9 protein-coding genes are annotated in these 14170 nt (G+C 47.1%); 4 read left to right on the top strand and 5 right to left on the bottom strand.

The window, feature by feature from the left end; genetic code table 11:
* Window positions 1–76 precede the first annotated feature (76 nt).
* The 3 genes from E5S67_RS21920 to E5S67_RS34095 form a co-directional block, all read right to left on the bottom strand.
* Window positions 77–502, bottom strand: coding sequence for a KGK domain-containing protein (locus tag E5S67_RS21920; RefSeq protein WP_172190492.1), 426 nt, complete (start codon window positions 500–502; stop codon window positions 77–79).
* Window positions 503–786: 284 nt separating this feature from the next.
* Window positions 787–1857, bottom strand: a complete 1071-nt coding sequence (gene ccsB, locus E5S67_RS21915) for a c-type cytochrome biogenesis protein CcsB (RefSeq protein ID WP_172190491.1) — start codon at window positions 1855–1857, stop codon at window positions 787–789.
* Between the two features lie 144 nt (window positions 1858–2001).
* Complete coding sequence (locus tag E5S67_RS34095) at window positions 2002–5463, bottom strand: CHAT domain-containing protein (protein ID WP_172190490.1); 3462 nt, start codon at window positions 5461–5463, stop codon at window positions 2002–2004.
* A gap of 339 nt (window positions 5464–5802) precedes the next feature.
* Between E5S67_RS34095 and E5S67_RS21905 the strand changes: the two genes are divergently transcribed.
* Window positions 5803–6048, top strand: a complete 246-nt coding sequence (locus tag E5S67_RS21905; RefSeq protein ID WP_172190489.1) for a hypothetical protein — start codon at window positions 5803–5805, stop codon at window positions 6046–6048.
* Between the two features lie 257 nt (window positions 6049–6305).
* Here E5S67_RS21905 and E5S67_RS21900 read toward each other — a convergent pair whose 3' ends face one another.
* Window positions 6306–8075: a DUF3352 domain-containing protein gene (locus tag E5S67_RS21900; RefSeq protein ID WP_172190488.1), complete on the bottom strand. Its 1770-nt coding sequence runs from the start codon at window positions 8073–8075 to the stop codon at window positions 6306–6308.
* A 292-nt stretch (window positions 8076–8367) separates the two neighbouring features.
* A complete protein-coding gene (locus E5S67_RS21895; protein ID WP_172190487.1) occupies window positions 8368–9459 on the bottom strand; it encodes a hypothetical protein in 1092 nt (363 codons plus the stop codon).
* A 263-nt stretch (window positions 9460–9722) separates the two neighbouring features.
* Between E5S67_RS21895 and E5S67_RS21890 the strand changes: the two genes are divergently transcribed.
* From E5S67_RS21890 to E5S67_RS21880, 3 genes are all read left to right on the top strand, one after another.
* Window positions 9723–10961 carry an LL-diaminopimelate aminotransferase gene (locus tag E5S67_RS21890; protein ID WP_172190486.1) on the top strand — a complete coding sequence of 413 codons (1239 nt, stop codon included), beginning with the start codon at window positions 9723–9725 and terminating at the stop codon, window positions 10959–10961.
* Between the two features lie 138 nt (window positions 10962–11099).
* A complete protein-coding gene (locus E5S67_RS21885; RefSeq protein WP_172190485.1) occupies window positions 11100–12233 on the top strand; it encodes an AAA-like domain-containing protein in 1134 nt (377 codons plus the stop codon).
* A gap of 7 nt (window positions 12234–12240) precedes the next feature.
* Window positions 12241–14052, top strand: a complete 1812-nt coding sequence (locus E5S67_RS21880) for an ATP-binding protein (RefSeq protein ID WP_172190484.1) — start codon at window positions 12241–12243, stop codon at window positions 14050–14052.
* The last annotated feature ends 118 nt before the right edge of the window (window positions 14053–14170 follow it).

Genomic DNA, 14170 nt, shown 5'->3' with positions numbered 1-14170 from the left:
TAAGGAATTTAACTGATGGATTTTGAGGAAAGAAGGGCGAGCATCCCCCTCTCCCTATCTCCCACTCTTTGTCTTCCTAGCTCCACATTCCTAGACTTTGGGGGTCGCGGTCTGGATACCTAGAAATAGGAAAATGATTACTTATTTCTGTTGAGTCACATTGATTTAATGGCTCATCTATATCGGTTTGATTTGAGCTATCTACGGCATAGCTTTGCACGGTGTCCGATCTTTCGGCAGCGGCAGGAAGGGCTTTTTGCTCTTTGATTTCAGGTTCGAGCGGAATGAACTCCAGACGCATTCTAAGTTTTCCTTTAGTCCAGTCTTTGCCAGCACTTAATAGCTCGCAATCCAAGCCGTCTGAAAATAATTTTTCGTCTACCAATTTTGACTGCATAATTGCCATAAATTCGCTCACTTTGAATGTACATTGATACATCAAAGCGCTGGTAGGGGCGGACACAACATCGTTTTCTTGGGGAAATATTTTCGATTCGTCCATATTAATTGTCCTTAGTTTAATAAATGAAGGAAGTTCGGCAACGAGCAATGTACGCGATGCAACGGATGTAACGGAGGTCAGGAAGACCGAAGTTAGAAAAAGGAAGAAGGGTCTTCGGCGAAGATGAGCGAGTAGTACAAAAAGGGAAGAAGGAAGAGGGAGTTAATTATTAGAATCTTGCTGGTTGAGTAAGGTGGGAATTGCCCACCCTACAACCGGAGATGATATTAATCCCGATTCTTTGACTTATCCTGTTCTTCTTTGGCCCATTGGTGGATCGGGAATTAGAAAAACCAACCGTAGGAATGTAAACCTTTGCCTAACAAATTAACGCCTAGATAGCAAATCCAAACTACCACAAAACCTGTGGCGGCTAAAATTGCTGGGCGTCTTCCCTGCCAGCCGCGAGTGATGCGGGCGTGTAGGTAGGCAGCAAATACCAACCAAGTAATCAGCGCCCAAGTTTCTTTCGGGTCCCAACTCCAGTACGAGCCCCAAGCTTCGTTAGCCCAAACCGCACCGGCAATAATGCCAACTGTCAGTAAAGGGAATCCTAAACCGATGATGCGATAGCTAATGTTATCAAGAGTTTCTGCTAGATTCAAGCGCTGGGGCGAGAGAAGTTCTGCGGTTTGAGTTGGGGCGGTTGATGGGGTTTGAACGGTTGCTAATTCGAGCACTGCGGTGGTGCCCAAACCGTTATTGTTGGAGTTGAAAGAGGGTTCGCTGAAAACTAATGCGCTGTCGGCGCTGGTTTCTGCAATTTGAGGTTCGGGGTTTTGAGGGCGTTGGAGGCGGTAGCTGCCGTTGCGGTTGCTGTTGGTGCCGAAGGAACTACCGGTGAGTTCGATTTTTTGGCCGCGGGTGACGATTAAAAAGGCGATCGCCAGTAGCGCTCCTACCATTAAAGTTGAGTAACTGAGCATCATGACGCTAACGTGCATCATCAGCCAGTTTGATTTGAGGGCGGGTACTAGGGGTTCTGCTGATTGCATGGTTGCGGGCAGAGTCAGGGCTGCAAAGGCGGATATTGCCATTGCTACGGGGGATGTGGCTACTCCTACTAAGCGGGAACGGCTCATGTTTTCCGCGACTAGGTGGATGGCGGTGATTCCCCAAACTAGGAAAAATAGGGATTCGTAGAGATTGCTTAAGGGGAAGTAGCCGGCTTCTATCCATCGAGAACCGAGTAAAGCGGCGATGGATAGGTTGGCGACGGCCATTCCTGCAGTGCCTAGGGCCGACAGGTAGGGAATGCCGGGGAATGCTGCGCCAACCCAGTAAATGAGCATTGTTGAGAACAAAATGGCAAAGGAGATGTTGTCCAGCCAGTTCTGGAGTACGACCAGATCCATAAAAATTACTCCGGTAGTGTTTTTACTTATTTTTGCTAACTAGATCGATCGTACTGGGGTTGGGCAGTTTTGGGTTTGGGATTTTGAATTTTTGTGGCAATTATGAGTGATTGGCGGTTGTTGAGGTGCCCGCGGGCGATCGACTCACCAAGGATTGCCAATCATTCTAAAAGCCGACCAATAATAAGGATGAGAGAAATTCTGACTCGTCGTGTTTGCCAATTCCGGGGGTAGCGGCAGATTGCCAACAGAAGTGTGCAGCATCCCCCCTTCAATTCGCACCTCTTGGCGCAACATCGCTAATTGCGCTTGCCGCAGTGCTTCTGCTTTAATCGGAGCAGTTTTTAACTGCCCGTAAAACTCCGTCATCAACCCCAAACTGCCCTCGTCGCTGACATACCAAAGAGTAGCCATAGCCGATTTAACCCCGGCTTGCACGGCTAAACCGCCAAAGCCCAACTCGGCCTCTCTATCGCCCACAGCAGTCTTGCAAGCACTCAAAACTAACATTTCAACTTGCGGGCTGTGCCAATTCATTTGCCGCAACTGATCCAAACGCAATTTAGTATCCCACAACTGAATAAAGGATTGGCTGGGGTCTCCAGATCGAAATTCGGCGTGAGTAGCCAAGTGAATCATCCCAAAAGGCTGCTGCTGGCGCTGCGATTTCAAATTGGCCAGGGTGAAAGCTTCGTTCAAGAAAGACTTGCCCGGCCACTGCTGCGGCGTGATTGTCGATACTTCTATTTGCACTGCAGGCAAAGGACTCATATTTGCAAATTGCGACGCCCCCATTGCCAGAACTTGGGTATTTTTGAAATTGGCGGGGCTGCTATCTGTCAAACTCAGACTCGGCATCGATCCAACACTGTAACGCTCTACCAGAAAGCCTTTGCCGTCGTGCAGGGCGCCCATCGGTATCGATCGCAACCCCATATCTGAGATAAAAGATAAATTCTCAATGCCTTTGGCTTGCAGTTCTGCTTCTAGCGGCGCTACCATCCACTGGTAGAGCTGCTGAGCCAAGGGCAAATAACTTTTAGTATTGCGCTTTACCGGATTAGTCAGTTCATCGCGAAATTTCCGAACAGCTTCCATTACCTGGGCGCGAGAGGTTCCAGGGATGCGCTGGCGAACGGGCACACCTTCGGGCGCGATCACCATCATTTCCAGTTCGTCAGAGGCTTGAATTTGCTGTTCTACGCGCAAGATGGAGGAAGTGCTGTAAGGCTTATCGACTGTAGAACCATTGGGTACAAAGCTGATATAAATGAGAGCTGGTTTGATGCCTGTGGCTTGTTGGACACTCCGAAGGGTATTTTGGGCATCTTCTAGGGTGGCGATCGCAGTTGTTGATGGCAAATTTAGGTAATCGACAAACTCTCTGGTAAATCTCTCCTCGACGGGAAAAATAACGGCGCCGACGTTAGTTGGCAAATTGGAAGCGTCAATATTCCGGGACGCGGGAGGTGAAATGCGCTGTTGCAAGGAATTAGATATCTGGTTTTGCTGTTGCAAGCTGGGCGAAAATAAAGGATTTGTGCTCGGTGGCTGGTTGGCTGCGAGCTCCTGTTTAGGTATCGGTGCGAGATTTATTGGCGCAGCAGCAGGCGCAACCGCTGGATTTTGAGTAATTGTCGGTGCGATCGGCACATTTGATACCGGTGCTGGATTTGGAGTAATTGTCGGTGCGATCGGCACATTTGATACCGGCGCTGGATTTGGAGTAATGGTGGGTGCGATCGGCACATTTGATACCGGCGCTGGATTTGGAGTAATGGTGGGTGCGATCGGCACATTTGATACCGGTGCTGGATTTGGAGTAATGGTGGGTGCGATCGGCACATTTGATATCGGCGCTGATGCGGGTGCTGGTGCTGGTGCTGGTGCTGGTGCTGGTGCTGGTGCTGGTGCTGGTGCTGGCGATACTGAAGAAGCCGTAATGTTAATTTGCGTCGGCTGTACTATCTGAGGGCTGGGGCTGAAATAACCTCCCTGTGTAATAACATTTTCCTTCTTTGGACCCCCAGTGGCAATGCTGCCAGCAGTACCGTTGAGTTTGTTATAGTCGGGCCCGACGCTGAAAAGAGTGTTCGAGGCTTCGCCACCGTGGCGAATGGTGATATCTCCAGCATTAGCGCTACCAGTAGTGGATGCGCTAATGCTGCAAGCTTGCGACAAGCAGTTGTTATAGTTTGTGAAAGTGCCTGTTGCTCGGAAATAACCGCCGGCTGTAATGTCAATATCTCCTCCGGCTGTTCGGCCTTCGGTGTTGATATGCGTTACTTCGATATCGTTGCGGGCGTTGAGGGTGACTGCGCCGCCTTGTTTTTCTTCGGAGTTGGCGTCTATGAACCCTGTTTGAATGCTGCTTGAGGGTGCTGCAATACTAACGTCTCCGGCGTTGCTGTTTTTGTCGATCGACCTTGCGTTGATATTGCCTGTTTCTACTTTTCCTGTACGGCTGGTGACGGTGATGTTGCCGCCTGCGGTGGTGTCCGAGTGAGAGTCGAGATCGACAGTGCGAATGTCGCCGCTAGCTTCTAGGGCGATCGCGCCGCCTTGGGAACTCGTCAGGTTTCCGCTGGCTGCAATGGTGTTGGCTGCTTGAATTTCGATCGCCCGAGCGTTTGCATCTTTTAGCGCAACGTCCCCCGCAGCTACTGCTCGGTTAGATGCCGTGAGTACCACTTCACCGCTGGCATTGAGGCCGATCCCTGTAGCGTTTGTTTCACCGATGCCTGTGAGCAGTTCGGGCAAGGATGCGATCGGCAATGTTGAATCTGTCGCGCTGGATGTTCTAGTGCTGCTCGTCCCCGAGGGCGGCTCGATTTCCAAACTCAGCAAATTGCCTCGCTGGCTGACGCGCACTAAATTTGTCCCGGAAACTGATGCTACGGTAATTTGACCGCCTGGGGCCGCAAGGCTGCCGGTGCTGACAACGGTGCCGCCTAGCAAGGTTAAGTTCTGCCCTGACTTAACTGCTAAGTCTGCCGTGCTGATAATTGCTCCTGCTCGATCGGCCCCAAAAGCAAAGGAACTGGGCGCGCCTGTCAGAGATGTGTAGGCGCTAGTACCGACAGCGTTAAACGAGTTTGAACCAAATCCAATAGCGGTGGCGGTGGTTGCTGTGAAAGAAGCCGGCACGTTTAAGCTGGCACTGTTGCCAAATATGATGCCGGATGGATTCATCAGAAACAAGTTAGAATTGCCGCCGGTTACTTGAATTAAGCCGTTAATAATCGAGGGTTTACCGCCGCCTATGCCCGCTAAAATGTTGCGAATGTTGGGGTTTGATATAAAGTTGGCAATCTGATTTTGCGACAAGCCGAATTCTGTAAAACTGTGGAAAAGATTTGCTTTATCGCTCGATAATTGCCCGCCTTGAATATCGAAGCGAGTTTGCTGCCCAGGAGTTCCGCTTTGGGGTTCGCTAGTGACTGTTGTGTTCGTTCCCTCCGCCGCTGGAACAATAGTTTGACCTTCGGCTTTTGCTTGCAAAAAGTAAAGATTTATTAAGATAATTTGCAGAGAAAGTGCCAGTTTGCTTATTCTTTTTTTCGACAGGAATTTAGCCTGTATTTGAATATTTTTGGCGGTTTCCATAGGTTTTTAATGGGTAAAATATATACACAAAAATTAGGTAAATAAACCTAGTTTCTCTGAAGATTTGGAGTTAAAGACTGTATATTGATGAAGCTACCGGGTTTCGGACTGCAAGTGCGTTCCAGACTCACTTTCCCGACTCAATGAGGAAAATTTCCCTGTAAAATTTGCCTCTGCATTTGCAATTCCCCGAGCGTATCTTCTCCACTATCTAAATATAACTCGCAATGCCTAGAAGCTGTATCTTCCCGATGACATATAAAAAAAACTGGCTTTCCTAGACGTACTCCGACGCCGAGAAACCAGTTTTTTTTATATTAGTGAGAGTGTGAACGAAGTATGGCGGTTAAAAAAAATCTGTTTTTGCGCCCAGGACTGACCGGGAAAAATACCGGAAAAAAATCTTTCCTTTCCTTTGATAAAAAACAAAAAAAGCCGGCTCTACAATTGCCGACAATTACGGTTATGAAAGAAATAAGAAGTCCTGGACGCAACGGGTACAGAAAGTGTAGGGTGCGTCAGAAACCGTGGATTGCTTCTTCATTCCTGGACGTAGAAACCGAGTTTTTTAACGAAAACACTTAGTTGCAGTCCAAGGCTTAAAAAACTCGGTTGCTTTGGTATTCCTGGACGCAGGGTTGCATAGAAACCGGGTTTTTTAACGAAAATAATTCGTTGCAGCACACAGAAACGATAAAAAAACCCGGTTTCTTTAGTGCGTATGCGTAAGTCTTGTTCTTGCTTGTTACTTCTTGCTTCTGGCGGCTGCCTTTCGGTTTTAATTTGTTGCCCTGTTGCTGTTTAATGGGCTCTCCAGGCGGATTTGTTGAACTATTTAAGAGTTAGTTGGGAGAAGTTTGGACGGTGGGCAAGGGACTTGGTGAAGCAGGGCTCGGTGAAGCAGGGCGCGGTGAAGCAAGACTCCGTGAAGGATTTGCAGGAGGAGTGGATTGGGTGGATTTTTTGAGGCCGACAAAAGCGTCGTAACGGGTGGTACGATCGCCAATGACGGCGGCTGTAACGCCGATCGACCGCGTGGCGTCTATCCACATTTTTTGGTTGGGAGGAAACTCCGGCAAAGCTAGGTTTTTAGGGTTAAACGCACTCTCGGTGTCGATGAAGAAATTGCCGTTGTGGGGTTTAAGTTCCGATCGTACTGTTTTCTGGAACAGTTCGCTGCTTAAAAGCGGACTTTTTGGTGCCGGAACGATCGCATCAACCACTGGAGCTCCTACTGTCATAAACGCTACATCGTTCATCCAGCCGCGAGTTACCGTAATCCCTCCAAACGGCGATGTCCATTTTGTCGCAGGTTTGCCGCCGACTTGAATTTCCTCAACTCTAAACCCTTTAGTTTTCATCGTTTCATCAAGCTGTTTCAGGGATTTGTCGGCAGCGCCCCGGTTGTTTGTTTCCACCATAAATACAAATCCGGCAGCAAATTTGTCTTTGGGATTCTGTGCGGGGGCTGGTATTAATGATAGAGAAAATTCTCCCCCCATCCAGTTCATCAAGTCTTTATCTAAATCCAGGCCCGTAGTGGATTTTAAACCTGTGCGCAAAACTTGGGGATTAATCGGGGAAACCGGGTTTGCCTCGGCTCCCAATACATAGTCTTGCCACAAACGCTGCAAGTTGCCGCCGGATACCATCATTATTGTATTGCTTGGCAGGCGATTAACCATTTTTAGAGCATTGTTTTCTACTGCTATCCTTCTGGTAGAATCTGGTTTTAGCCAAGAGACTGATTTGAAGGCAATTCCTTCTGCATCCAGCGTCGCTGTGGTGGAAAATCCCTGATTTTGTTGCAGTTTTTCGAGGTTTTCTGGCGAAATTTCGCGAACTGAGTTGGCGGCGGCATAGGCGGCGGCAACGGGCATATTGACGTAGATTTGACCGAAGGCGCCCGGACTTTTTATTTTGTCTATGGCGTCTGCATAGCCAGGGGTTTTTGCTAGGGAAGGTTCGCCTTTGTAGGTGTCGATTATTCTGTCTGTAGCGCTAGAATCTGTGGTGACTGCTAGATAGCTTGTGCCGAGTACCGCGACTGAGAAATTGCGATCGGGTACGCCTTGAGTTTCTGTGACTTGGACGCCTTTATAATTACGCTCAACTATTTTTCCTTGGCTGAGAGGCCTGGGTTTTGTTAATAATTCTTTGGCTTTGATCGGGTTGGCAATTGGCAGGATAATTGCCACTGACTGTTGAATTGGCGGAGATGGGGGCGCGTTGGGTGCTGGCGGGGGGGCTGGTATAGCTATTTTGTTGCGGAGAAAGGCTACCATTGCTGTGTTACCCACCCAGGGTTGAATGTCTTCCTGGTAGGCGTAGCCGTTGCTTGTGAGGAGGCGATCGCGCATTTCGCTTAAAAACCTTTCAAACGAAGCTTTTGACTCCGGCGTGCCAAACTCTCGCAGTCTATTCCACTGCGATTCATCGGTGCTGATGGATAGCGCCATCATTGTATCTTGCGGGACAACGGTTGCCCCCGCCGGCAAATCTTTGGCGGGGCCACGGGAGAGGACGAGGTAGTAGGTGACAAAGCCTAAACCGATCAGAAGTGTGGCGGCTCCGATCGTAAACAGCAGGGAAGATTTATCTTTCTTAAACATTATTCGTAAGGTTCTGGTGCTCGCAACATGATAGATTATTTTCTTGGCTCATGTAACAGATACATTAGCAGATACACTTAACCGGGCAAATCTAGGAAAGTTGACTGTTGACTGTTGGCTGTTGACTGTTGACTGTTGACTGTGAGCCGAAAAACCGAAAATTGTGTTTATATTTGGTGGCAGATTGAAGGAGACTTTACCAGAACGATGCTACCGGATTTGATATAAGTCCGTGTAAGGAAACCCAACACAAAAAATGTGTCAAGACTTTTGTGAAATGGTATTAACTGAATCAGTTTCTGGCCTTAAAGTCTTTAAAGATAGTTTGAAACGAGTACATCAGTCGGTGGACATCGTTTGTGGCTCTAGGAAAAATGTTGAGTTCCCATTTTTTGCGAGCAGTAGTTAGCAGTTTCGCTATGGGTTGGGAGTAACTGTTAGAAATGAAATAGCTGCCGCCTTCGTAGCGAATGTCTGACGCTAAGCCGATAAAAGCACCAGCCATTTCTAGTTTTAGTTCCGAGGTGCTGTGTTCGGATTTTACTGCTAAAATTACCTGCGAGTGCCGGGGTTCGCGGTTGAGCAAGCGGCAGATATTTGCTTCTTTTTGGTACAAAATTAACACGTTGCAGTTGTGCAGAACTCCGGCTCTACCTTGGACTTTTACTCCTAGGTGAACTTCCAGGGCTGGTTTGTCGGGAAATTCCACCACAGCATGAGTGTATGGATGTGCACTTCCGTGGATTTTTCCCGCTGTTTTTCTAAATGTTAAATATTTCGGTGTTTCGTCGTCTAAAACATTGTTGTAATAAATAGTACCGCCTTCATTAGCAACAGCTTTTAGCAGAATGGTGAAGAGGTAAGTATCAAAAATTCTGGATTGTTCTGCCGCTGTGTTAAAATCAGGATCGATCGAGCTTTTTAATTTGCTTTTAATCTCGGAATTGATGGCGTAGTTGCTGGGCCCGGAGGGCAGTTTTTCCAGCAAGTGCTTGAGGGCGATCGCCTGTTTGTGACGGGGGGCTGTGACGCTGGAAGTAAACTCGATTGTTTTGGCAGTTTCGGCACCTGAATTGGCAAAGGTAATTTTTGTGCCGAGGGGAGAGGTTTCTGATTCTACTTTCAAGAAATAAGCAATTTCGTCTTCCATTTCGGAAGTGTTAACCGTCGCTTGTTCGACAGCATCAATTAATAGCAAAAGTTGTTCTTTTGCGGTATAATCTTCTATCTTGAGCAGGGGTGTTTTTCGTTTGAGCGATCGCTCTTCAATTACTTTGCCTATCTCTACAGTATCCGCTACTTGTTGAACCACCCAACCCAAATTAAACTCATTCAGAATTGCCGCCAGTTCTTGATAGAGTTTGGCGTACTCGATCTCGTCCATAATTGTTTCTGCGCTGCATACTATTCTGATTATACAAGCTGATTTGATTTTTTGGTCAATGGCTGGTGAGCAACTGCGCAGATTGCCTGTAATGGCGGATTGGCGGAGTGTTTGAGTGTCCGAGTCGGGAAAATCTTTCTCTTCCCTGAACATCTATCCGTCACATCCGTTAAATCCCGTACATTGCTGGTTGCCGAACTTGCTGCTGCTTGAGAGAGACAATTGGGAGTAAGCTATTCTACGACATTTGTAGCGATCGAACTATGGCAACTATCAACGACAACTACCTCAAACTCAAAGCCGGCTACCTGTTTCCCGAAATTGGGCGCAGGGTGAAAGCCTTTGCAGAGGCGAATCCCGAAGCGCCCATCATCCGGCTGGGGATTGGCGACGTGACTGAACCGCTACCGGCTGCTTGTCGGGAGGCGATGGTAAAGGCGGTGGAAGACATGGGCTCGCGGGATACCTTTAAAGGATACGGCCCGGAACAAGGTTATGAGTGGCTGCGGGAGAAAATTGCCGAGCACGATTTCAAGTCGCGGGGATGCGATGTTGATGCTTCGGAAATCTTTATTTCTGATGGTTCTAAATGCGATTGCGGCAATATTCTCGATATCTTTGGCAACAATAACACGATCGCAGTTACCGATCCAGTTTATCCGGTGTATGTAGACACTAACGTGATGGCTGGGCACACGGGAGATGCGAACGAAAATGGCGAATACGGCGGCTTAGTTTACCTGCCAATTACAGCGGGAAACAATTTTACTGCGGAAATTCCCACTGACAAAAAAGTCGATTTAATTTACTTGTGTTTCCCGAATAATCCGACGGGGGCAACTGCAACGAAGGAACACTTGCAAGGTTGGGTAAATTATGCTAAAGCTAACGGTTCGATTATTTTCTTCGATGCGGCCTACGAAGCCTATATTACGGATCCGAGTTTGCCGCATTCTATCTACGAAATTGAAGGGGCGCGGGATTGTGCGATCGAATTTCGTTCTTTTTCAAAGAATGCTGGTTTTACGGGTACTCGCTGTGCGCTGACAGTTGTACCGAAGACTTTGACTGGAAAAGCAGCAGATGGTTCCGATGTCGAAATTTGGAAGCTGTGGAACCGCCGCCAATCTACTAAGTTTAACGGAGTTTCTTACATCGTGCAGCGCGGTGCTGAGGCGGTTTATTCTGAGGCTGGTAAGGCACAAATTCAGGCATTAGTCAATTTTTACATGGAAAATGCTGCGATTATTCGCGAGAAATTGACAGCGGCGGGAATCGAGGTTTTTGGTGGCGAAAATGCACCTTATGTATGGGTGAAAACGCCTCACGGTTTGTCGAGTTGGGATTTCTTTCAGAAGTTGCTGGAAACTTGCAATGTGGTGGGAACTCCTGGTTCTGGTTTTGGTGCGGCGGGTGAGGGCTATTTCCGCATTTCGGCGTTTAATAGTCGGGAGAATGTGGAGGAGGCGATGAGACGGATTGTGGAGAAGTTTAAGGTTTAATTTCCTCTCCTGCTTAAACGGAAAGCCCGCCAGTCCGACAGGGAATTCCCTATCGGACTGGCGGACTGAGCCATGTTTTACAGCATTATAATGTATCATAAATATACGAGTCCGCTTCTCCTCTAGTCAAATAACTCTATGGCTCCCCCTTCGCCATCTCCCTGTCCGTTTTCTGCACCCTCTATGCTGAAAAAGCCCGATTGCTTTGTGGGGCGCAAAGACGAACTAAAATTTATTCAATCTCAGATGACAGGCCCACAGCCAACCAGCATTAATATTGTGGGGCCACATAAAATTGGCAAGTCATCCCTACTTTGGCGTTTTTATCAAAATTGTCGCAATCATCGTCAATACGCTTCCAGCCCTTACGCTGTCATTTATTTATCATTTCAAGATGGTGAATGCCAAGAAGAAAATACTTTCTATCAAGCAGTTGCTCAAAAGTTGAGCGAAGTGCCAGTTATTAAAGCCAAGCCAAGTTTAGTTACAGCGTTTCAAGCTGCAAATTGGGAGCGCAGTACCTTTGCTAAAGCCATTAGACTTTGTGAGGCAGAGAAAATATTACCCGTCTTATGTATAGATAAATTTGAAGCGCTGTTTCAGGATAGTTATCGCGAAAAATTTGATGAAGGATTTTATGACAATCTTCACTCCTTAATCAACAATAGCGCCCTGATGTTGGTATTAGCCTCTCTAGAAACTCTTGATTCCTACCGCACAAAATATAAACTGACCTCTTCTTTTTTCAACGTCGGTTCAGTGTGGTCATTGGAAAAGTTTTCAGAAGCCGAAGCTCAAAAATTGGTTCAGTTGCCTAAAGGAACAATAGCAGGGGCTATACCAGCTTTAACTGAAACAAATCAGCGCCTAGCTTTGGAGTGGGGACAAGGGCATCCTGTGCTTTTGCAATTAGCCGGGAAATATCTCTGGGAAGCGCAACAACATCGTAAAAGTGTGAAGTGGGCAAAGCAGAATTTTCAATCCCAAGTTAGGGCAGTTATACAATTGCAAACTCGACCAAAGCGCCCTCAGAAGTTGGGCCAGTGGTTGCGCTGGTTAGGCTGGGATGTGCCAATTTGGGCTGGCAATTTAACTAAACGTTTCGGGCTGAAATTGGATGATATTTTTACTTGGCTAATGGGTCTTAGTTTGATAATTGTGGCGATTATGTGTGTCGCCCGTATTGTTCCTGAAAATTACTTTTTTGATTTGTTAAAAAATTTTTTGTGTGGCAGTTTGAGTCCGGTGTTAGGCAAGTGGTGTGATGGTTAGGATAAATATGAATTGGAATTATCTAGGTGAATGCCTTCGCCTTCTCTACTGGATTTATTTTAAACCTTTTACTTTGGCGGAGTGGCTGCGGGAAATTCACCCCGATTTAAAATCTGATACTAATCCTTTTAGGATACGGACGGAGTTTAGGGGTAATCCTAAGTTGCGGCGGTATGCGGGACAAGTTTGGTGGTTGACAGTAGCAGTACATCCAGTCGCTGTACTGCTAGTTAGCATCATTTATTCGCTGACACTCCAACCATTTTATTGGTCTAGAACCAGTCTTTTTTTGATGGGCTGGTTCCTGGGAAACTGGGTGGGAAGGGGCGATAATACCAGTTTGCAAAAGTGGTTGAGACCAATTCTGTGGATTGTTATTAGTATTTTCTTTTTGATGATTATTGGTCTGGTATTCGCACCTGAACTAACCCGATCAATTTTACCAGTCATCCCCCTACAATCTTTACTTCAATCTCCGTTTTATTTAGTGGCGTTGGGTGTGGCGTTGGGTGTGGCGTTGGGTGTGGCGTTGGGTGTGGCGTTGGGTGTGGCGATAATTCTCGGCACTTTGCGGGTTTATTTCTGGATTCCAGAATTACTGTGGATGTTTGCCCTGTGGCAGTTCGTGCCAGAGGGAGATGAGGCAAAATGGCTGCTGCGCCTGCCACCGTACTTCGACCAACTTATTTACTTACCGATACCTTTGATAGATTCGTTTATCGTCAAAGCTTATCAGCAAAACCCAGTCGCAGCCCAACAAACCATCAATTATCTCATTAACTCAACTAACCAACAGAAAGTAGCATTAAAGGCAATGGTGGGAATTGCCATTGATTCCCTCAACCGCTGTCAGAACTCTGAAGATATTGTTGCCATTACCGAACAACTTGCCTGGATACCCTCACCACCGCCAGCCGAAATCGGTTCCGTACTACCTGAATTTTTGGCAATCAGCCAAGATATCCGCGCTGCCGAAAATGCTAGTTCTGCCTACCTTAAATCTGAAATGCTGACCAGACCTTTGATTCAACTCAATCGTTTGCGAAAAAGTCTGGTTTTCGGCAAAAATCCAGATTTAACAACTAGCTTTGGCAACATTGTGCAGCGGTGGCTGGATATCTTAGAAACATCCCGACAAACTCTAGAGGAAGCAGCTTTAGATTCAGCAGAAATCCCGCAAGTTTATGTCGCTGGGCCAGCCCTCAACCCCGAAAATTCTAGCAGTCGCTTCAAAGGGCGTTTGGACGTATTTCGAGAAATCGAGTCTTTGGCTCGTTCCTCTCAACCACCTGTATTGTTGCTGTATGGAGGCCGTCGCACCGGAAAAACCTCCGCCCTCAAGTTTTTACCTCAAAAAGTTGGCTCAGAATTAGTGCCGTTGTCGATCGACTTTCAGGGTGCAGCCGCGGCAACAACCTTGAGGGGTTTAGCCGAGTTTATCGCTGATGAAATCGTGGAAGCGGCGCGGCGCAACCGCAATTTGCAATTACCCGCCATTGACAGAGACTCGCTAAAGATTGATCCGTTTATGGCTCTCCAAAAATGGTTTGTGCAAATTGAAAAATTTGCGCCCGGAAAGCGATTTTTGCTTTGTATGGACGAGTTTGAGCGGTTGGAAGAAGTAGTCAAAGATACGGGAAGTCGCTCGCCCCTGAACTTTTTGCGCTACATTTTGCAGCACCGCGCTAATTGGATTTTGCTATTCAGCGGTTCCCATACTTTGGATGAACTCAATCCTTATTGGAACGATTATTTGATTAATACACAATCTTTACGGAGGGTGCATCTCACTTTTGCGAATGTGTCAAAAAAGAGTTAAAATGAAAAAGCTAGTAAAATCGTCAAATAAAGATGAGGTAAAGAAAATGACACCCTCAGACCAACAACAGCTAAAAGCCCACTTAAAAGCGGTAGCAAAAATTCTTTACAGAAATACA

The sequence above is a fragment of the Microcoleus asticus IPMA8 genome (assembly GCF_013179805.1).
GTDB classification, from domain to species: domain Bacteria; phylum Cyanobacteriota; class Cyanobacteriia; order Cyanobacteriales; family Microcoleaceae; genus Microcoleus; species Microcoleus asticus.
Note: the sequence above shows the minus strand (reverse complement) of the source record. Positions and strands in the feature narration are given on the sequence as shown.

Bases quoted from the DNA above. Each gene is read 5' to 3' on its own strand.
- E5S67_RS21920 (WP_172190492.1), bottom strand. From the start codon at position 502: ATGGACGAATCGAAAATATTTCCCCAAGAAAACGATGTTGTGTCCGCC.
- ccsB (WP_172190491.1), bottom strand. From the start codon at position 1,857: ATGGATCTGGTCGTACTCCAGAACTGGCTGGACAACATCTCCTTTGCC.
- E5S67_RS34095 (WP_172190490.1), bottom strand. From the start codon at position 5,463: ATGGAAACCGCCAAAAATATTCAAATACAGGCTAAATTCCTGTCGAAA.
- E5S67_RS21905 (WP_172190489.1), top strand. From the start codon at position 5,803: ATGGCGGTTAAAAAAAATCTGTTTTTGCGCCCAGGACTGACCGGGAAA.
- E5S67_RS21900 (WP_172190488.1), bottom strand. From the start codon at position 8,075: ATGTTTAAGAAAGATAAATCTTCCCTGCTGTTTACGATCGGAGCCGCC.
- E5S67_RS21895 (WP_172190487.1), bottom strand. From the start codon at position 9,459: ATGGACGAGATCGAGTACGCCAAACTCTATCAAGAACTGGCGGCAATT.
- E5S67_RS21890 (WP_172190486.1), top strand. From the start codon at position 9,723: ATGGCAACTATCAACGACAACTACCTCAAACTCAAAGCCGGCTACCTG.
- E5S67_RS21885 (WP_172190485.1), top strand. From the start codon at position 11,100: ATGGCTCCCCCTTCGCCATCTCCCTGTCCGTTTTCTGCACCCTCTATG.
- E5S67_RS21880 (WP_172190484.1), top strand. From the start codon at position 12,241: ATGAATTGGAATTATCTAGGTGAATGCCTTCGCCTTCTCTACTGGATT.